The organism is Blastococcus sp. SYSU DS0539 (genome assembly GCF_054050855.1).
In genome coordinates this window covers 86635-104950 of sequence record NZ_JBJHAF010000012.1, presented here as the reverse complement: position 1 = coordinate 104950, position 18316 = coordinate 86635, and the positions used below count along the sequence as shown (strand labels likewise).

12 protein-coding genes and 1 tRNA gene are annotated in these 18316 nt (G+C 72.2%); 7 read left to right on the top strand and 6 right to left on the bottom strand.

Features of this window, described 5'->3' with window-relative positions; translation table 11 throughout:
- The first annotated feature begins 41 nt into the window (after nt 1–41).
- The 5 genes from ACI790_RS15305 to ACI790_RS15285 all read left to right on the top strand — a co-directional run bounded on the left by ACI790_RS15305 (nt 42) and on the right by ACI790_RS15285 (nt 4939).
- Nucleotides 42–458, top strand: a complete 417-nt coding sequence (locus ACI790_RS15305; protein ID WP_456570641.1) for a PaaI family thioesterase — start codon at nt 42–44, stop codon at nt 456–458.
- 263 nt (nt 459–721) lie between these two features.
- A complete protein-coding gene (locus ACI790_RS15300) occupies nt 722–2023 on the top strand; it encodes a branched-chain amino acid ABC transporter permease (protein WP_456570640.1) in 1302 nt (433 codons plus the stop codon).
- Nucleotides 2024–2026: 3 nt separating this feature from the next.
- Nucleotides 2027–3025 carry a branched-chain amino acid ABC transporter permease gene (locus ACI790_RS15295; protein WP_456570639.1) on the top strand — a complete coding sequence of 333 codons (999 nt, stop codon included), beginning with the start codon at nt 2027–2029 and terminating at the stop codon, nt 3023–3025.
- Complete coding sequence (locus ACI790_RS15290) at nt 3015–4025, top strand: ABC transporter ATP-binding protein (RefSeq protein ID WP_456570638.1); 1011 nt, start codon at nt 3015–3017, stop codon at nt 4023–4025. The genes ACI790_RS15295 and ACI790_RS15290 overlap by 11 nt, the downstream gene beginning before the upstream one ends.
- Nucleotides 4022–4939, top strand: coding sequence for an ABC transporter ATP-binding protein (locus tag ACI790_RS15285; protein WP_456570637.1), 918 nt, complete (start codon nt 4022–4024; stop codon nt 4937–4939). The genes ACI790_RS15290 and ACI790_RS15285 overlap by 4 nt, the downstream gene beginning before the upstream one ends.
- A 391-nt stretch (nt 4940–5330) precedes the next feature.
- On the opposite strand, the gene ACI790_RS15280 is transcribed toward ACI790_RS15285, so the two are convergent.
- Nucleotides 5331–6671, bottom strand: coding sequence for an ABC transporter substrate-binding protein (locus ACI790_RS15280; RefSeq protein WP_456570636.1), 1341 nt, complete (start codon nt 6669–6671; stop codon nt 5331–5333).
- A 237-nt stretch (nt 6672–6908) separates the two neighbouring features.
- Nucleotides 6909–7508, bottom strand: a complete 600-nt coding sequence (locus tag ACI790_RS15275; RefSeq protein ID WP_456570635.1) for an ANTAR domain-containing response regulator — start codon at nt 7506–7508, stop codon at nt 6909–6911.
- A 76-nt stretch (nt 7509–7584) separates the two neighbouring features.
- Between ACI790_RS15275 and ACI790_RS15270 the strand changes: the two genes are divergently transcribed.
- Nucleotides 7585–7658 (top strand) — tRNA-Leu (locus tag ACI790_RS15270).
- Between the two features lie 215 nt (nt 7659–7873).
- Complete coding sequence (locus ACI790_RS15265; protein ID WP_456570634.1) at nt 7874–9553, top strand: pyridoxal-dependent decarboxylase; 1680 nt, start codon at nt 7874–7876, stop codon at nt 9551–9553.
- Between the two features lie 39 nt (nt 9554–9592).
- Here ACI790_RS15265 and ACI790_RS15260 read toward each other — a convergent pair whose 3' ends face one another.
- The 4 genes from ACI790_RS15260 to gltB form a co-directional block, all read right to left on the bottom strand.
- The gene (locus ACI790_RS15260) at nt 9593–10471 is read right to left on the bottom strand and encodes an acyl-CoA thioesterase (RefSeq protein WP_456570633.1); all 879 of its coding nucleotides are present in this window, start codon (nt 10469–10471) and stop codon (nt 9593–9595) included.
- The gene (gene pyk / locus ACI790_RS15255; RefSeq protein ID WP_456570632.1) at nt 10468–11883 is read right to left on the bottom strand and encodes a pyruvate kinase; all 1416 of its coding nucleotides are present in this window, start codon (nt 11881–11883) and stop codon (nt 10468–10470) included. Before pyk ends, ACI790_RS15260 begins: the two co-directional genes overlap by 4 nt.
- A gap of 243 nt (nt 11884–12126) precedes the next feature.
- Nucleotides 12127–13617 carry a glutamate synthase subunit beta gene (locus tag ACI790_RS15250; protein WP_456570631.1) on the bottom strand — a complete coding sequence of 497 codons (1491 nt, stop codon included), beginning with the start codon at nt 13615–13617 and terminating at the stop codon, nt 12127–12129.
- A gap of 44 nt (nt 13618–13661) precedes the next feature.
- Nucleotides 13662–18311 (bottom strand): glutamate synthase large subunit, encoded by a 4650-nt coding sequence (gene gltB / locus ACI790_RS15245; protein ID WP_456570630.1) that lies wholly within the window; start codon nt 18309–18311, stop codon nt 13662–13664.
- Nucleotides 18312–18316 lie beyond the last annotated feature (5 nt).

Sequence of the window (18316 nt, the reverse complement as noted above, 5' to 3'; positions counted from 1 at the left end):
CGACAGGACGGCGCGGCCGACGCGGCCGCTACGGTCCCAGCGTGAGCACCCCTCCCCCGGACTGGCTGCCCGCCGGTCTCAGCAGCCCCCTCGACGACAAGCTCGGCGTCCGGATGACCGACTGGAACCCCGACCGGCTCGTCGCGACGATGCCGGTGGACGGCAACCAGCAGCCCTTCGGACTGCTCCACGGCGGCGCCACGTGCACCCTGGCCGAGACCATCGGATCGATGGCTGCGGCCGTGGGCGCCGGCCCCGACCGGCAGGTGGTGGGCATCGAGCTCAACGTGAGCTACCTGCGGGCCGCCACCTCGGGCACCGTGACCGCCGTCTGCACGCCGGTGCGGCGCGGCCGGACGCTGTCGACGTTCCTCATCGACGTCACCGACGACCAGGGCCGGCGAACCGCGACCGCGCGGCTGACCTGCATGACCCTCGCGGCATCGACGACGGCCTGATCCCGCCTCCCGAGGCGCCCGGCCCAGAATCAGGCCGGGAACGAGCCGCTGAACTGCGGTGATCACGTGACCGTCCGGCACGACCGCGCTGAGTGAACGTTGCGGCGTGTCGCGGAAAGGTCACAGGTCAGGGCGCGGAGACGGCGAAGTCACAGAACCGGGTTAGGGTCCGACCTCAACTCATCCGCCAGGGAGGTCGAGTGACGCACGCCGGCAGCCGTGTCCGACGGCACGGTCGACGAACGGGTTCTCCGGGACCCGCGATGAGACCACCGGACCGGGGCGCGGCCGGCGGGAGCCTGCGGGTGCTGCTGCGCCTGCTCCTGGTCGCCCTCTTCACGGCGGGCCTCGCGGCCCTCTCCCCGGGCGTGGCGCAGGCCGAGGGCGGCGGCGAGCAGGTCTCCGGCACGCTGCGCACCAGCCTCAGCGGGCCCATCGAAGGGGTCGACGTGGTGGTCACCACCCCCGACGGCGAGGAGGTCGGCACCGACGAGACGGACGAGAACGGCCGCTTCGTCGTCGACCTGCCGGGCCCCGGCGAGTACACGGTGACCGTCCCGGAGGATTCCCTGCCCGAGGGGGTGGAGTTCAACTCCGGCAACAGCCGCACGGTCACCGTGGACAGCGGCCGCAACCAGGGTGTGATCATCGGCCTGGACGACGGCAGCCGGAACGCGGGGGGCGGCACGATCCGCTGGGTCGAGCTGCTGATCTCCGGCCTCCGGTTCGGCCTCCTGATCGCCATGGCGGCCATCGGGCTCTCGCTGATCTTCGGCACGACGGGCCTGGTCAACTTCGCGCACGGCGAGCTGGTGACCATCGGCGCCATCGTGGCGTGGTTCATCAACGTGGGCGGCGGCGTACCGCTGATCGCCGCCGCGCTCCTCGCGATGCTGGTCGGCGCCGGGATCGGCGCGCTCAACGAGCGGGCCCTGTGGCGGCCGCTGCGTCGCAGGGGCACCGGCCTGGTGGCAGCGCTCGTGATCTCGATCGGCCTGTCGCTGTTGCTGCGGTACCTCTACCAGGTCATCTACGGCGGGCGCTCCAACGCCTACGCCGACTACCGCGGCCAGCGCACCGTCGACTACGGCGCCTTCTCGATGACCAACAAGGACCTCACGTCGATGATCGTGGCCCTGGTGGTCCTCGTCCTCGTGGCCGTCATGCTGCAGCGGACCACCATCGGCAAGGCCATGCGGGCCGTCTCGGACAACCGCGACCTCGCCGCCTCCTCCGGCATCGACGTCAACCGGGTGATCCTCGTGGTCTGGATGGTCGGTGGCGCGCTGGCCGCTCTGGGCGGTGTCCTCCTGGGGCTCTCCGACGAGGTCCAGTGGGACATGGGGTTCCGGCTGCTGCTGCTGATGTTCGCCGGCGTGACCCTGGGTGGCCTCGGAACCGCCTACGGCGCCCTCGTCGGCAGCATCGTGGTCGGTGTCTTCGTCCAGATGTCGACGCTCGTCATCCCCAACGACATGAAGTACGTGGGCGGTCTGCTGCTCCTGATCGTCATCCTCATCGTGCGGCCGCAGGGCATCCTCGGCAGCCGGGCCCGGATTGGTTGAGCCATGGCTGAACTCCTCGACGCACTCGCCGTCGCACTCAAGGCCGGGATCGGCTTCCAGGCGGTCTTCTTCGCGCTGCTGGCCATCGGGCTCAACATCCAGTTCGGCTACACGGGGCTGCTGAACTTCGGCCAGATCGCCTTCGCCATGCTCGGTGGCTACGGGATCGCGATCTCCGTGGCGCAGTGGGGGCTCCCCTTCTGGGTGGGCGTGCTCATCGGCATCGGCGCCGCCGTGCTGCTCGCCCTGCTGCTGGGCATCCCGACCCTGCGGCTGCGCGCCGACTACCTGGCCATCGCCACCATCGCCGCGGCCGAGGGGCTCCGGCTGACCTTCCGGTCGGTGTCGGCGACGCCGATCACCGCCGGCACCCGGGGGCTGTCCGGGTTCAGCGACCCGTTCGTGGAACTGGCGCCCTGGGACACCGCACGGCGCTACAGCATCCTGGGCACCCGCTGGAGCGGCGCCGACCTGTGGGTGACCTTCGTGGGCTGGATCCTCGTCGCGCTCGCGTGCCTGCTGGTCTGGCTGCTCGTCCGCAGCCCCTGGGGCCGCGTGGTGAAGTCGATCCGCGAGGACGAGGACGCCGTGCGGGCGCTGGGCAAGAACGTCTACGTCTACAAGATGCAGGCGCTCGTGCTCGGTGGCGTGCTCGGCGCGCTGGGCGGCATGGTCTACGCGGTCGGCACCGCGTCGGCGACCCCGGACCAGTACCAGAACGCCAACACCTTCCTGGCGTACGCGGCGCTGATCCTCGGCGGTGCCGCCCGGGTGCTCGGGCCGGTGATCGGCGCGATGCTCCTGTACTTCATCATCCAGTTCGCGGACACCGGTCTGCGTACCCTGATCAGCAACGGGGTCATCCCGGAGGACCTGCTGTCCGCGACCGACGTCGCGCAGATCCGATTCGTCATCATCGGACTCGGGCTGATCCTGCTGCTGATCTTCCGCCCGCAGGGCATCTTCGGGGACCGACGAGAGGTGATGCTCGATGCCCGCTGAGCCGACACCCACCGGGGCGCACGCCTCGTCCACGACCGGCGCAGGTGCGCCACCGCGGCGGCTGGCCCAGGCCGCGCTGCGGGACCTGCCCTGGGAGATCGGGGTCGCCAAGCCGGACCCCGCGATCGTGGTCGACGGCATGGTCCGGACGTTCGGCGGCCTCACGGCCGTCTCGGTCGACCACCTGGAGATCCAGCGCGGCGGCATCACCGGGCTGATCGGGCCGAACGGTGCCGGCAAGACGACGCTGTTCAACCTGCTCACCGGGTTCGACCAGCCCGACGGCGGCACCTGGTCGTTCGACGGCCGCCCGCTCGGCAAGCTCGCGTCGCACCAGGTCGCCCGGCTCGGGGTGGTCCGCACCTTCCAGCTGACCAAGGCGCTGTCCCGGCTGACCGTGCTCCAGAACATGCTGCTCGGCGCCCAGGGGCAGAAGGGTGAGAGCTTCTTCCGCGCCCTGGTCCCCGGGATGTGGCGGGCGCAGGAGGAGGCCAACACCGAGAAGGCCCTGGACCTGCTGCGCCGGTTCAAGCTGGACGCCAAGAAGGACGACTTCGCCGGCACCCTCTCGGGTGGCCAGCGCAAGCTGCTCGAGATGGCGCGCGCCCTGATGAGCGACCCCAAGGTAGTCATGCTCGACGAGCCGATGGCCGGGGTGAACCCCGCCCTCACGCAGAGCCTGCTCGGGCACGTCAAGGATCTCCGCGAGCAGGGGATGACCGTCGTCTTCGTCGAGCACGACATGGACGTCGTCCGCGACATCAGCGACTGGGTGGTGGTCATGGCCGCCGGCAAGGTGATCGCCGAGGGCCCACCCGAGTCGATCAGCCAGAACAAGGCGGTGGTCGACGCCTACCTCGGCGCCCACCACGACGCCCCGCTGACCATCGAGGACGAGGACCGCGTCCTCGCGGAGGCCGAGGCGACGATCGCCCACGGCGAGCAGCCCGACGACGTCCGCCGGGCCGGTCGCCGGGACGAGAAGAGGACCGACCGATGACGATCGACCCGAGCCAGGGCAAGGATCCGCGGGAGAGCACCGACCCGGAGTTCGAGTTCGACCGGCCGGTCGACCAGGAGGACCCAACGCAGGCCGCCGGGCGCGGCCCGACGCGCGCCGACGTCACCGGTGCTGACCTCTCACCCGCCGAGCAGGCCGCCACCCGGGAGGAGCACGTCCGGCTGGCCGGCGATGCGCTGATCCGCGCCGACGAGCTGGTCGCCGGCTACCTGCCGGGTGTCAACATCCTCAACGAGTGCGACTTCTACCTCAACGACGGCGAGCTCGTCGGCATCATCGGCCCCAACGGTGCCGGGAAGTCCACGTTGCTCAAGGCGTTGTTCGGACTCATCCCGGTGCGGTCGGGCTCGGTGACGCTCCGCGGGGAGAACATCACCTCGGCGCCCGCCCACCGGCTGGTGTCACTGGGTGTGGGCTACGTGCCGCAGAACAACAACGTGTTCCCCTCGCTGACCATCGAGGAGAACATGCAGATGGGCGTCTACCTGCGCCCGAAGTCGTTCAAGGAGCGCTTCGACTACGTCGTCGACCTGTTCCCGCTGCTGGGAGAGCGACGCAAGGGCAAGGCGGGTTCGCTGTCCGGCGGTGAGCGCCAGATGGTCGCGATGGGCCGGGCGCTGATGATGGACCCGTCGGTCCTCCTGCTCGACGAGCCGTCGGCCGGCCTCTCCCCCGTCTACCAGGACGAGGTGTTCATCCGCTGCCGGCGGATCAACGCCACCGGCGTGTCGATCATCATGGTCGAGCAGAACGCCCGCCGCTGTCTGCAGATCTGCGACCGCGGCTACGTGCTCGACCAGGGCCGCAACGCCTACACGGCGACCGGTGAATCGCTCATGCACGACCCCAAGGTGATCGAGCTGTACCTGGGCACGCTGGCCAAGGCGCACTGACCCGTCACCGCACGCACCATCCGGCGCCGTCACCATCCCCGGGGACGGCGCCGGAGCCGTATGTCCGGCCCGCACACCACGCCCTCAGCGGGCGCCTGAGGGGCCCGCGTCGGCCCGACAGCGCCGCCCGCGGCACCGCGGTCGGGCATGGGCGGCGCCGAGGTGGGCGGCCCGAGCGCCGGACGTCCACGGACGGATGCCCCTGGACGAGACGGCCGAGCCTCCGCCACCGTCGCCGGCCGCTCCCCGAGGGGCGCCAACGGCGCCACCGCGGACCTACCCCTCCCCGGCCGCGAACAGCGCAGTGGCCCGGCACCCCGTGGGGTGCCGGGCCACTGGGACCGGTCAGCCGTTCCGCGTCACCGTGGTGTCGCGGAACGGCCGGGCGACCTCAGTCGCGCGCCGGCCCGATGCCCTCGGCGTTGAGGCCCTCGATGATGCGAGCCGACTCCTCGAAGCCGATGACCACGATGGCGTCGGGGTTGAACTCCACCATCTGCTGGATCTCGGAGTCGAAGTTCGCCGCCTGCGGGTCGTAGGTCAGCGTCTCGATGCTGTCCTCCGACAGGCCCGCGGAGACCAGGTTCTCCCTGGTGTTCTCCATCAGACCGGTGCCGTACGGGTCGTTCAGCGCCATGATCCCGACGGTGTTGTTGCCGTCGTTGATGATCAGGTCCGACAGCGCGCGGGCCTGCAGCGTGTCCGGCGGAGCCGTGCGGAAGTACAGCCCGTTGTCGTTGTAGGTGGTGAACTGGTCCGACGTGTTGGCCGGAGAGATCTGGACGACACCGGCGCGGGTGATCGCGTCGATGACGGTGAGGCTCACCCCGGAGGACGCCGCACCGACGATGACGTCGACGTTCTCGTTCAGGAGGCGGTTGACCGTCTGCGAGGCGGTGTCCGTCGAGGCGTCGCCCGAGTCACCCTCGACGAGCTGCACCTGCTGACCGAGCACGCCACCGGCGTCGTTGATCTCCTGGACGGCCAGCCGGGCGCCGGCGACCTCGGGGGGGCCGAGGAACGCGAGGTTACCGGTGAGCGGCAGCAGGGTGCCGATCACCAGCGGGTCGTCGGACGTGGCGCCCGGAGAAGCCGGCGCCGGGCCCTCGTCGCTCGCCGCGTTGGCCTCATCCCCGGCGAGCACGAACTCGGTGGCGTCGTCGTCGAGCGTGTTGTCCTGGCCGAACTCCAGGATGCCGAAGCTGGCGACCGCCGGCTCACCGGGCTCGGTGAAGGCCAGCGGGCCGGAGACGCCCTCGTAGTCGGGGTTGCCACCCTCGTCGATGATCGTCTTGCACTCGGAGAAGCTGGCGCACGCCTCGCCGCCGAAGGTCACCCCGTTGATGTAGGGAGCGAACTGCGTGGGCTCGGTGCTACCTGCCAGGAGCGAGGCCAGTGCGCTGATGACGACCGCGTCGTAGGTCTCACCCGCGTAGTTGTAGTCCTGCAGGCCGGGGTAGATGGCGTTGAGCCGGTCCCGGAAGTCGGAGGACAGGTCCGTCAGCGGGGCGGTGCCACGCATCCCGGCCAGGGCCCCCTCGGTGGTGAAGGACTCGCCGAGGGCGTTACCCATGTTGCCGTCGGTGCCGTAGACGTTGACCTGCTTCTCGCCGTCGCCGCCGCCGCCTTCGGCCGACGTGCCGCCGCCCTCGTCGCCGCCACCGCAGGCGGTCAGCGCGAGCAGGGCGGCACCGGTGACGGCGATGCTGCGGGCAGTGGTGCCAGTGCGCATCAAGCAACTCCCAGTGTCATCAGTGCGTCCGGCGCCGGCGCGCACACGCGACGACCGCCGACCGGACGCCGATCAGTGCGCAGAACCTAGCCGCCCCGCGGGGTGATGCACCCGGCCGCGGAGCGACCGTGATGAGGTCGTGACCTCGGCGTACGCAGCGCGGAACTCGCGGTACGGACGGTTACCGGGCGGAAACAGCACGCCGCGGGCGACCGCACGCACCGCTCCCGTCCGGCTTCAGGCGGAGCTCTCCCCGCCCGCCGACCCGCCCGCGAGGATCGACTCGGCGAGCGCCTTCATGCTCGTCCGCTGGTTCATCGCGGTGCGCTGGATCCACCGGAAGGCCTCGGCCTCGGTCATGCCCTGGCCGGCCATCAACCGGCCCTTCGCCTGCTCGACGACCTTTCGGGTCTCCAGCCGCTCCTCCAGGTTCTTGACCTCGCCGTCCAGCGCGGTCATCTCCGCGAACCGGCCGCGCGCCACCTCGATGGCCGGCACCAGGTCGTTCTTCGAGAAGGGCTTCACCAGGTAGGCCATGGCCCCGGCGTCCCGCGCCCGCTCCACCAGCTCCCGCTGGCTGAAGGCGGTGAGGACGATGACCGGGGCGATGCGCGACGAGGCGATCCGCTCGGCGGCGGAGAGGCCGTCGAGCACCGGCATCTGGATGTCCAGGATGACCAGGTCCGGCCGCAGCTCCGCGGCCCGGTCGACCGCCTGCTGCCCGTCACCGACCTCGGCGACGACCGAGTACCCCTCCTCCTCGAGCATCTCCTTGAGGTCGAGGCGGATGAGCGCCTCGTCCTCGGCGATCAGGACGCGGATCGGCTCACTGGTCACGGCGCCAGAGCCTAGCGACGTCGGGCCGGGAGCACCGCCCGGCTACGCTGCTCGGGCAGCCGGGCCACCCCGGCGCGCCCCCGTACCCCAATCGGCAGAGGGAGCGGATTCAAAACCCGCGCAGTGTGCGTTCGAGTCGCACCGGGGGCACTGTGCTGTGTCATTGCGATCCTCCGGATCGCACCGCGGCCACGTGCCGTTCCCCTGCTGCGTGGAGCCCTTCCCGGCAGTCGTCGTGGACCCTTCGGGCCCGCTCCTCCTGCCGCCTCGCTGGGCGGCTCGCGTTCCAGCGTCTTCGGGCTGGGGTCCGGCGCTCCTCGCGGACCCCTCCGGGGCCCGCTCGGCTCGGCGAATACGGTGGGGTGGTGACCGAGCCTGCACCGCACATGACTCCCGAGCAGTTCCGGCGCCACGGCCACGAGGTCGTCGACTGGATCGCGGACTACTGGTCGCGGATCGGCACCTTCCCGGTGCGCTCGCAGGTCACCCCCGGCGACGTCCGCGCCGATCTCCCCGCCGCCGCCCCGGAGCAGGGCGAGCCCTTCTCCGCCGTGCTGGCCGACCTCGACCGGGTCGTGATGCCCGGCATCACGCACTGGCAGCACCCCGGCTTCTTCGGCTACTTCCCGGCCAACACCTCCGGGCCGTCGGTGCTCGGCGACCTCGTCTCGGCGGGGCTGGGCGTGCAGGGCATGTCGTGGGTGACCAGCCCGGCGGCCACGGAGCTCGAGCAGCACGTCATGGACTGGTTCGCCGAGCTGCTGGGCCTGCCGGAGTCCTTCCGCTCGACCGGCACCGGCGGCGGCGTCGTCCAGGACTCCAGCTCCGGCGCCAACCTGGTCGCGCTCCTCGCCGCTCTGCACCGTGCCGGTGGCGGGTCCACCGTGCGGCAGGGCGTGCAGCCCGAGCGGGCCACCGTCTACGTCTCCAGCGAGACGCACTCCTCGATGGAGAAGGCGGTGCGCATCGCGGGGCTGGGCACCGACTCGGTCCGCATCGTCGAGGTCGACGGCGACCTCGCCATGAACCCGGGCGCGCTCGCCGCCCGGCTGGAGCGCGACGTCGCCCGCGGCTACCGCCCGGTGCTGGTCTGCGCCACCGTGGGCACCACGTCCACCACCGCCGTCGACCCGCTGGCCGCCATCGGCCCGATCTGCCAGGAGTACGGCGTCTGGCTGCACGTCGACGCCGCCTACGCCGGTGTGAGCGCCGTCGCGCCGGAGCTGCGGCGCCTGCAGGCCGGGATCGAGTGGGCCGACAGCTACACCACCGACGCGCACAAGTGGCTGCTCACCGGCTTCGACGCCACGCTGTTCTGGGTCGCCGACCGCGCCGCCCTCACCGGAGCGCTGGCGATCCTCCCCGACTACCTGCGCAACGCCGCCACCGACGCCGGGGCCGTCGTCGACTACCGCGACTGGCAGGTCCCGCTGGGCCGCCGCTTCCGTGCCCTCAAGCTGTGGTTCGTCGTGCGCTGGTACGGCGCCGAGGGCCTGCGGGCCCACATCCGCGGGCACGTGGCCCTGGCCCAGGAGCTGGCCGGCTGGGCCGAGGCCGACGAGCGGTTCGACGTGGTGGCCCCGCACCCGCTGTCGCTGGTCTGCCTGAAGCCGCGGTGGCCCGAGGGCGTGGACGCCGACGTCGCGACGATGACGCTGCTGGATCGGCTGAACGACGGCGGCGAGGTCTTCCTGACCCACACGACCGTGCGGCGGGAGCCGGTGCTGCGGGTGGCCATCGGTTCCCCGGCGACGACGCGGGCGCACGTCGAGCGGGTGTGGGCGCTGCTCGTCGAGGGGCACGACTGGCTCGCCGCCGACTTCGCCGCGCAGGCCGCCGAGCAGGCAGCCGCCCGGGCCGCCGAACGCGAGCGCGGCGAGCAGGAGCGCGTCCGGCGCGAGCAGGCCCGGCGCGAGGAGGCCGAGCGCGAGGAGGCCGAGCGGGCCGGGGCGGAGCGTGCGGCAGCCGAGCCCGTTGCGGAGCCCGCCACCGCGCCCGACGAGCGCCTCGCCGACGACACCGAGGGCGCCGGCAGCCCCACCTGAGCGGTGGGGCAGCCCCACCTGAGCGGTGGGGCGCCGGCCTCAGCCCTCCGCGGCCCGGATGAGCCCTTCCTGGGCCACGGTGGCGACGTGCGTGCCGTCGACGGACCAGATCTGCCCGAAGCACAGCGCGCGGCCCGCCGCGGCCGCCGGGCTGTCGGTCTCGTAGAGCAGCCAGTCGTCGGCCCGCACCGGGCGGTGGAACCACACCGCGTGGTCCAGGCTCGACGCGATGAAGTCCGGCCACCCCCCGCCCAGCCGGGCGAACCCGGCCGACAGGAGGGTCAGGTCGCTGACGAAGGTCAGGGCCGCGGCCTGCACCACCGGGTCGTCGTGCAGCTCCCCCGCGACCCGGAACCAGGTCCACGTCCGCGTGTCCGGCGGCGACTTGGGTGGCGCCGCGAACGGGTCGTGCTGGAACCGCTGCTCGACGACCCGACCCATCGCGGCCATGAACTCCGCGTTCTGGCCGTGCCGGGCGACGATCTCCTCCGAACCCATCATCTCGGTGGGACCGGGCACCTGCGGCATGGGCAGCGAGTGCTCCGCGACGGCGGGCTCGCCGGCGTGGAAGTCCGCCGTGAGCGCGAAGATGGCGACGTCCTCGCCCTTGCGGCGCTGGCAGGCGATGACCCGCCGGGTGGAGAACGACCGCCCGTCCCGGATGCGGTCGACGGAGTAGCGGATCTCCTCCGTCGGGTCGCCGGGACGCAGGAAGTACGAGTGCAGCGAGTGCACGTTCCGCCCTCCGGGGACGGTGCGCCCGGCCGCCACCAGCGCCTGGCCGGCCACCTGGCCGCCGAAGATGCGCTGCCGCTCGGTGCTCGGCGTCTTGCCGACGAAGACGTCGGTCTCCCGCTCGGTCAGGTCGAGGACCGAGAGCAGCGCCGCCGCCTGGGTGTCCTCCTGCTCGCGGTTCACGAGTCGGTACCCACCTCGTGCACCCGGATCAGGTTGGTGGAGCCGACGGTGTTGGGCGGGCTGCCGGCGACCACGACCACCCGGTCACCGACCTTGAGGCGGCCGATCGACAGCAGCGAGAAGTCCACCTGGGCGACCATGTCGTCGGTGTGCTCCACCGCGGGCACCAGGAACGTCTCCACCCCCCAGGAGAGCGCGAGCCGGCTGCGCACGCGCGGGTCGACCGTGAAGGCCAGCAGCGGCTGCCGCGGGTGCAGCGAGGCCAGCCGGCGGGTGGTCTCACCGGTCTGCGTGAACGTGGCGAGCGCCTTGACGTCCAGCGCCTCGCCGACGTCCTTGGCCGCCCGCACGATCGCGCCGGAGCGGGACCGCGAGCGCCGGAGGATCTCGGGCACGGGCATGTGGTCGGCTTCGACGGCGGAGATGATGCGCTCCATCGTCCGCACGGCGCCGATCGGGTACTGGCCCACCGACGTCTCCCCCGACAGCATCACGGCGTCGGTGCCGTCGAGCACGGCGTTGGCCACGTCGGAGGCCTCCGCCCGGGTCGGCCGGGAGTTGCTGATCATCGACTCGAGCATCTGGGTGGCGACGATGACCGGCTTGTTCCGCTCGCGGGCGGCCTGGATGGCGCGCTTCTGCACCAGCGGCACCTGCTCGAGGGCCAGCTCCACGCCCAGGTCCCCGCGGGCGACCATGATCCCGTCGAACGCCTCGACGATCGCGTCGAGGTTCCGCACCGCCTCCGGCTTCTCGAGCTTGGCGATGACCGGGACGTAGATGTCCTCCTGGCGCATGATGTCGCGGACGAGCGCCGCGTCCGTGGGCGAGCGCACGAAGGACAGCGCGATGAAGTCCACGCCCAGGTGCAGGGCGAAGCGCAGGTCGCGCTCGTCCTTGGCCGACAGCGCGGGCACGCTCACCGCGACCCCGGGCAGCGAGAGGCCCTTGTTGTTGGAGACCTGGCCGCCCTCGACGACGAGGCAGAACACGTCCGGGCCCTCGACGCCGACCACGCTGAGCGAGAGGTTGCCGTCGTCGACCAGCAGCCGGTCCCCGACCCGCACGTCGTTGGCGAGGTTCTTGTAGGTGGTCGACACCCGCTCCGCGGTGCCGGCGACGTCCTCGACGGTGATGCAGATCTGGGTGCCGGTCTCCCAGCGGACCGGCCCGTCGGCGAACGTGCCGAGGCGGATCTTGGGGCCCTGGAGGTCGGCGAGGATCGCCACCGCGTGACCGACGCGGTCGGATGCCTCGCGCACCAGCGCGTAGGCCGCCGCGTGGTCCTCGTGCGACCCGTGGCTGAAGTTGAGGCGGGCCACGTCCATCCCCGACTCGACCAGGGCGGTGACCTGTTCGGCGGAGCTCGTGGCCGGACCCAGGGTGCAGACGATCTTGGCGCGGCGGGACATGGCGATAACGCTAGTGCTCCGCCGAACTGATGGCGCCTGCGGCCCGGCCGCAGCGTGTCGCAGGCGGGGTCAGGCGCTCCTCCGGACCGGGGACGGACACGCTCCTCCGGACCGCGGGACGGCCGCCGACCGTGGTGTCCCGCCGAGTGGGGCCCGGAGGGCTCCGCGCAGGCGAGACGGACACGCTCCTCCGGACCGGGGGACGGCCCCTGGCCGCCGTGCGGTCCGGAGGAGCGCGATGTCCTAGCGGAGCGCGACCGCCGTCGGGGTGACCGGGCGCGGCAGCATCGACTCACCGGTCAGCCAGACGTCGACGCCGGCGGCCGCGGCGCGGCCCTCCGCGATCGCCCAGACGATCAGCGACTGGCCGCGGCCCATGTCACCGGCGACGAAGACGCCCGGCTCGGTGGACATGAAGGCGTCGTCGCGGACCACGTTGCCGCGCCCGTCGACCTCGACCCCGAGGGTGTCGACCAGGCCCTCGCGCTGCGCCCCGGTGAAGCCCATGGCCAGGAACACCAGGTCGGCCGGGAGCTCGCGCTCGGTGCCCTCGATCTTCTGGAACCGGCCGTCGACCCGCTCGACCTCGTGCAGCAGCAGGGCGCGCACGTTGCCGTGGTCGTCGCCCACGAACCGCTCGGTGTTGACCGAGTACAGCCGCTCGCCGCCCTCCTCGTGTGCGCTGGAGACGCGCATGACCATCGGGTAGGTGGGCCACGGGTTGGCGCCCGTGTCCCGGCGCTCCGGCGGCGCCGGCATGATCTCCAGCTGGGCGACCGAGGCCGCCCCCTGCCGGTGCGCCGTGCCGAGGCAGTCCGCGCCGGTGTCGCCGCCACCGATGATCACGACGTGCTTGCCGTGCGCGTTGATCGGCGGGTCGTCGAGCTCGCCCAGCGCCTGCCGGTTGCCGTAGGGCAGGTACTCCATGGCCAGGTGGATGCCGGCCAGCTCCCGCCCGGGGGCGGGCAGGTCACGGCCGATGGTCGCGCCCCCGGCCAGGACGACGGCGTCGAAGTCCGCGCGCAGCTGCTCGACCGACAGGTCGCCCTCGCCGCTGCCACCCACCTCGACCCCGGTGACGAACCGGGTGCCCTCGGCGCGCATCTGGTCCAGCCGCCGGTCCAGGACGGACTTCTCCATCTTGAACTCGGGGATGCCGTAGCGCAGCAGCCCGCCGACCCGGTCGGCCCGCTCGTAGACGGTCACGTCGTGGCCGGCCCGGGTGAGCTGCTGGGCGGCGGCCAGCCCGGCGGGACCGGACCCGATGACGGCGACCTTCTTGCCGGTGCGCTCGGCCGGGGTCTGGGGGCTGACCCAGCCCTCGTCCCACGCCCGGTCGATGATCTCCCACTCGATCTGCTTGATCGTGACCGGGGACTCCTGCAGGTTCAGCACGCAGGAGCCCTCGCACGGCGCCGGGCAGAGCTTCCCGGTGAACTCCGGGAAGTTGTTCGTCGCGTGCAGCCGCTCGATGGCGTCCTGCCAGTCGTCGCGGCGGGCCAGGTCGTTCCACTCCGGGATCAGGTTCGCCACCGGGCAGGCGTGGTGGCAGAACGGGATGCCGCAGTCCATGCAGCGGGCGGCCTGCTTGCGGACCTCCGCCGTCGGGAAGAGCGGGTCCTCCCCGTTCTGCCGCCGGGTGTAGACGTCCTGCCAGTCCATGATGCGGAGCTCGACGGGACGCCGCGGCGGGAGGCCGCGCTCGTACTTCAGGAAACCGGTCTGGTCAGCCACGTGCTGCCTCCCTCTGCTGCTCGTTCGATCCGCGGACGCACACCTCAGCCACGGGCCGCCTCCATGACGGCCCGGTCGACGTCGACGCCGGCGGCCTCGGCGGCGCGCCGGGCCTCCAGTGCCCGCCGGTAGTCGCGCGGCATGATCACGCTGAACTGCTCCGACCAGCGACCCCAGTCGGCCAGCAGCGCCGCGGCCACCGGCGACTCCGTGTCGGCGGCGTACCGGACCAGCACGTCGCGCAGCCACTGCGCGGACTCGCCGTCCAGCGGCTCGACGTCGACCATCTCGCTGTTGACCCGGTGCCGGGCGAGGTCGAGGACGTACCCGATCCCGCCGGACATGCCGGCCGCGATGTTGCGGCCGGTCGGCCCGAGGATCACCGCGCGGCCGCCGGTCATGTACTCCAGCGCGTGGTCGCCCACGCCCTCGACGACGGCGAGCGCACCGGAGTTGCGGACGCAGAAGCGCTCGCCGACCCGGCCGCGCAGGAAGATCTCCCCGCTGGTGGCGCCGTAGCCGATGACGTTGCCGGCGATGACGTTGTCCTCGGCGGCGAACGGCGCCTCGCGGGAGGGCCGGACGACGATCCGCCCGCCCGACAGGCCCTTGCCGACGTAGTCGTTGGCGTCGCCGAACAGCCGCATGGTGATGCCGCGCGGCACGAAGGCCCCGAACGACTGCCCGGCCGACCCGCCGAAGGTGAGGTCGATCGTGCCGTCGGGCAGGCCCTCGCCGCCGAAGCGCCGGGTGACCATCGACCCCAGCATCGTGCCGACGGTGCGGTTGACGTTGCGCACCGGCAGCTCGAGCGTGACCGGCCGCGCGTCGAGCAGCGCACCCTCGCACAGCTGGATCAGCGTCTGGTCCAGCGCGACGTCCAGCCCGTGGTCCTGCCCGCGCACCGCGCGACGCGGGGTGCCCTCGGGCAGCTCCGGGACGGCCAGCATCGGCGAGAGGTCCAGGCCGGCGGCCTTCCAGTGGTCGACCGCCTGCCGGGTGTCGAGCAGCTCGGCGTGGCCGATGGCCTCGTCGATCGAGCGGAAGCCCAGCTCGGCCAGGTAGGTGCGCACCTGCTCGGCGAGGAACTCGAAGAAGGTGACGACGAACTCCGGGCGCCCGGTGAACCGCTTGCGCAGCTCCGGGTTCTGCGTGGCCACGCCGACCGGGCAGGTGTCGAGGTGGCACACCCGCATCATCACGCAACCGGAGACCACCAGCGGCGCCGTCGCGAAGCCGAACTCCTCGGCGCCCAGCAGCGCCGCCACGATCACGTCGCGGCCGGTCTTCATCTGGCCGTCGACCTGCACCACGATCCGGTCGCGCAGGCCGTTGGCCAGCAGCGTCTGCTGGGTCTCGGCCAGGCCCAGCTCCCACGGGGAGCCGGCGTGCTTGAGCGAGGTCAGCGGCGCGGCACCGGTGCCGCCGTCGTACCCGGAGATCAGCACGACGTCGGCGTGCGCCTTGCTCACGCCGGCCGCGACCGTCCCGACGCCGACCTCGGCGACCAGCTTCACGTGCACCCGTGCCGCGTCGTTGGCGTTCTTCAGGTCGTGGATCAGCTGCTTGAGGTCTTCGATCGAGTAGATGTCGTGGTGCGGCGGCGGGCTGATCAGGCCGACGCCCGGCGTGGAGTGCCGGGTCCGGGCCACCCACGGGTAGACCTTGCCGCCGGGCAGCTGACCGCCCTCGCCGGGCTTGGCGCCCTGGGCCATCTTGATCTGGATGTCGTCGGCGTTGACCAGGTACTCGCTGGTCACGCCGAACCGGCCCGACGCCACCTGCTTGATCGCCGAGCGGCGCAGGTCGCCGTTCGGGTCGGGGGTGAAGCGGTCGGGGTCCTCGCCACCCTCACCGGTGTTCGAGCGCCCACCGAGGCGGTTCATCGCGATGGCGAGGGTCTCGTGCGCCTCCTGGGAGATCGAGCCGTAGCTCATCGCGCCGGTGTTGAAGCGCTTCACGATCTCGCTGGCCGGCTCGACCTCGTCGAGCGGCACGGGCGGCCGCACGCCGGTCCGCAGCGTGAACAGCCCGCGCAGGGTGGCGGCGTCCTCGGACGTCTGGTCGACCGTCTGCGTGTACTTCTCGAAGACGTCGTACTGCCGGGACCGGGTGGCGTGCTGGAGCAGGAACACCGTCTCGGGGCTGAACAGGTGCACCTCGCCCTCGCGGCGCCACTGGTACTCGCCACCGGTCTCCAGCCGGCGGTGCGCCCGCTCGGTGGGGTTGTCCGGGTAGGCGCGGCGGTGGCGCATCGCCACCTCCTCGGCGAGCACGTCGATGCCGACGCCGCCCAGGGGTGCGGAGGTGCCGGTGAAGTACTCGTCGACCAGGTCCTGGGACAGGCCGACGGCCTCGAAGATCTGCGCCATCGTGTACGAGCCGACGGTGCTGATGCCCATCTTGCTCATGACCTTCAGGACGCCCTTGCCGAGTGCCTTGACCACGTTGCGCACCGCCTGGGCGGGCTCGACGCCGGTGAGGACGCCGTCGCGGATCAGGTCCTCGATCGACTCGAACGCCAGGTACGGGTTCACCGCGGCGGCGCCGTAGCCGAGCAGCAGGGCCACGTGGTGGACCTCGCGGCAGTCGCCGGACTCGACGACGAGGCCGACCTCCATGCGGGTCTTCTCCCGCACCAGGTGGTGGTGCACCGCCGCGGTCATCAGCAGCGACGGGATCGGGGCGCGCTGCTCGTCGCAGTCCCGGTCGGACAGCACGATGATCCGGGCGCCCGCGGCGATCGCCTTGCTCACCTTCGTGCGCAGCTGCTCGATGGCCTCGGCCAGCGCGGTGCCGCCGCCGTTGACGTCGAAGTGGCCGGTGATCCGGACGGCGGCGTACCCGGGCAGGTCGCCGTCGTCGTCGATGTGCAGGATCTTGGCCAGCTCGTCGTTGTCGATGACCGGGAACGGCAGGTGCACCTGCCGGCAGGACGCCGGGGACGCCGCCAGCAGGTTCTGCTCCGGCCCGAAGGTGCGGCCCAGGCTGGTCACCAGCTCCTCGCGGATGGCGTCCAGCGGCGGGTTGGTCACCTGGGCGAACAGCTGCCCGAAGTAGTCGTAGAGCAGCCGGGAGCGGTCCGACAGCGCCGCGATCGGGGTGTCGGTGCCCATGGAGCCGATCGGCTCCGCGCCGCTGGCCGCCATCGGCGTGACCAGCACGCGCAGGTCCTCCTCGGTGTAGCCGAACAGCAACTGCCGGCGGACCACCGACTCGTGGCTGGGCCGCGACCGGCGGCGCTCGGGCAGCGCGGGCAGGTGCACCAGGCCGGCGTGCAGCCAGTCCTCGTACGGCTGCGCCGCGGCCAGGGCGCCCTTGACCTCCTCGTCGGAGACGATCCGCCCGGAGGCGGTGTCGACGAGGAACATCCGGCCCGGCTGCAGCCGGCCCTTGGCGACGACGTCGGCGGCCGGGATGTCGAGGACGCCGACCTCGCTGGCCATGACGACCAGGTCGTCCTTGGTGTGCCACCAGCGGCCCGGGCGCAGCCCGTTGCGGTCGAGGACGGCGCCGATCAGCGTGCCGTCGGTGAAGCAGACCGCGGCGGGCCCGTCCCACGGCTCCATGATCGAGGAGTGGAACCGGTAGAAGGCCCGGCGGGCCGGGTCCATCTCGTCGTGGTTCTCCCACGCCTCCGGGATCATCATCAGCACCGCGTGCGGCAGCGAGCGGCCGGACAGGTGCAGCAGCTCGAGCACCTCGTCGAAGGTCGCCGAGTCGCTGAAGTCGCTGGCGGTGACCGGGAAGATCCGCTCCAGGCCCAGCTCCGACGCCGGGCCGGCGGGCCCGTCGAACAGCTCGGTGGCGAGCTTGGCCTCGCGCGCCCGCATGCGGTTGCGGTTGCCCTTGATGGTGTTGATCTCGCCGTTGTGCGCGATGAACCGGAACGGGTGGGCCAGCGGCCAGCTCGGGAAGGTGTTGGTCGAGAACCGGCTGTGCACCAGCGCGATCGCCGACTCGTAGCGCTCGTCGCGCAGGTCGGGGAAGAACAGCGGCAGCTGGTCGGTGGTCAGCATGCCCTTGTAGGTGATCGTCCGCGAGGACAGCGAGGCGATGTACAGCGAGCTGCCGGCGTCGACCGCGGCGCGCTCGGCGCGCTTGCGGAGCACGAAGGAGCGCCGCTCGAGCCGGGTCACGCCGTTGCACTCCACGTTGCCGCCGAAGGCGGCCGCGTCGGCGCGGGCACCCATGGTCTCGGCGACGAACAGCTGGGCGAAGTGCGGCATGACCGCGCGGGCCGTGGGGCCGAGGTCGGCGCCGTCGGGGTCGATCGGCACGTCGCGCCAGCCGAGGACGGTCAGCCCCTCCTCGTCGGCGAGGCGGGCGACGTCCTCGATGCGGGCGGCCCGCTCGGCCTCGTCGGCCGGCATGAAGGCGATGCCGACGGAGTACTCGCCGGCGGGCGGCAGGTCGAAGTCGACGCCGGCCCGCAGCAGGGCGTCGGGGATCTGGGTGAGGATGCCGGCGCCGTCGCCGGAGTTCGGCTCGGCGCCCGCGGCGCCCCGGTGGTCGAGGTTGTGCAGGGCGGTGAGACCCGCCTGCACGATGCGGCGGCTGCGCCGCCCCCGGGCGTCGGCCACGAAGGCGACGCCGCAGGCGTCCTTGTCGTTCGCCGGGTCGTACAGGCCCTGGGCCGGGGGCACGGCCGAGAAGGGCAGTGCCGTGGTGGCGGGGGCGGGAAGGTCGGTCATGTCAC

Bases quoted from the DNA above. Each gene is read 5' to 3' on its own strand.
- ACI790_RS15300 (WP_456570640.1), top strand. From the start codon at position 722: ATGAGACCACCGGACCGGGGCGCGGCCGGCGGGAGCCTGCGGGTGCTG.
- ACI790_RS15295 (WP_456570639.1), top strand. From the start codon at position 2,027: ATGGCTGAACTCCTCGACGCACTCGCCGTCGCACTCAAGGCCGGGATC.
- ACI790_RS15290 (WP_456570638.1), top strand. From the start codon at position 3,015: ATGCCCGCTGAGCCGACACCCACCGGGGCGCACGCCTCGTCCACGACC.
- ACI790_RS15285 (WP_456570637.1), top strand. From the start codon at position 4,022: ATGACGATCGACCCGAGCCAGGGCAAGGATCCGCGGGAGAGCACCGAC.
- ACI790_RS15280 (WP_456570636.1), bottom strand. From the start codon at position 6,671: ATGCGCACTGGCACCACTGCCCGCAGCATCGCCGTCACCGGTGCCGCC.
- pyk (WP_456570632.1), bottom strand. From the start codon at position 11,883: ATGTCCCGCCGCGCCAAGATCGTCTGCACCCTGGGTCCGGCCACGAGC.
- gltB (WP_456570630.1), bottom strand. From the start codon at position 18,311: ATGACCGACCTTCCCGCCCCCGCCACCACGGCACTGCCCTTCTCGGCC.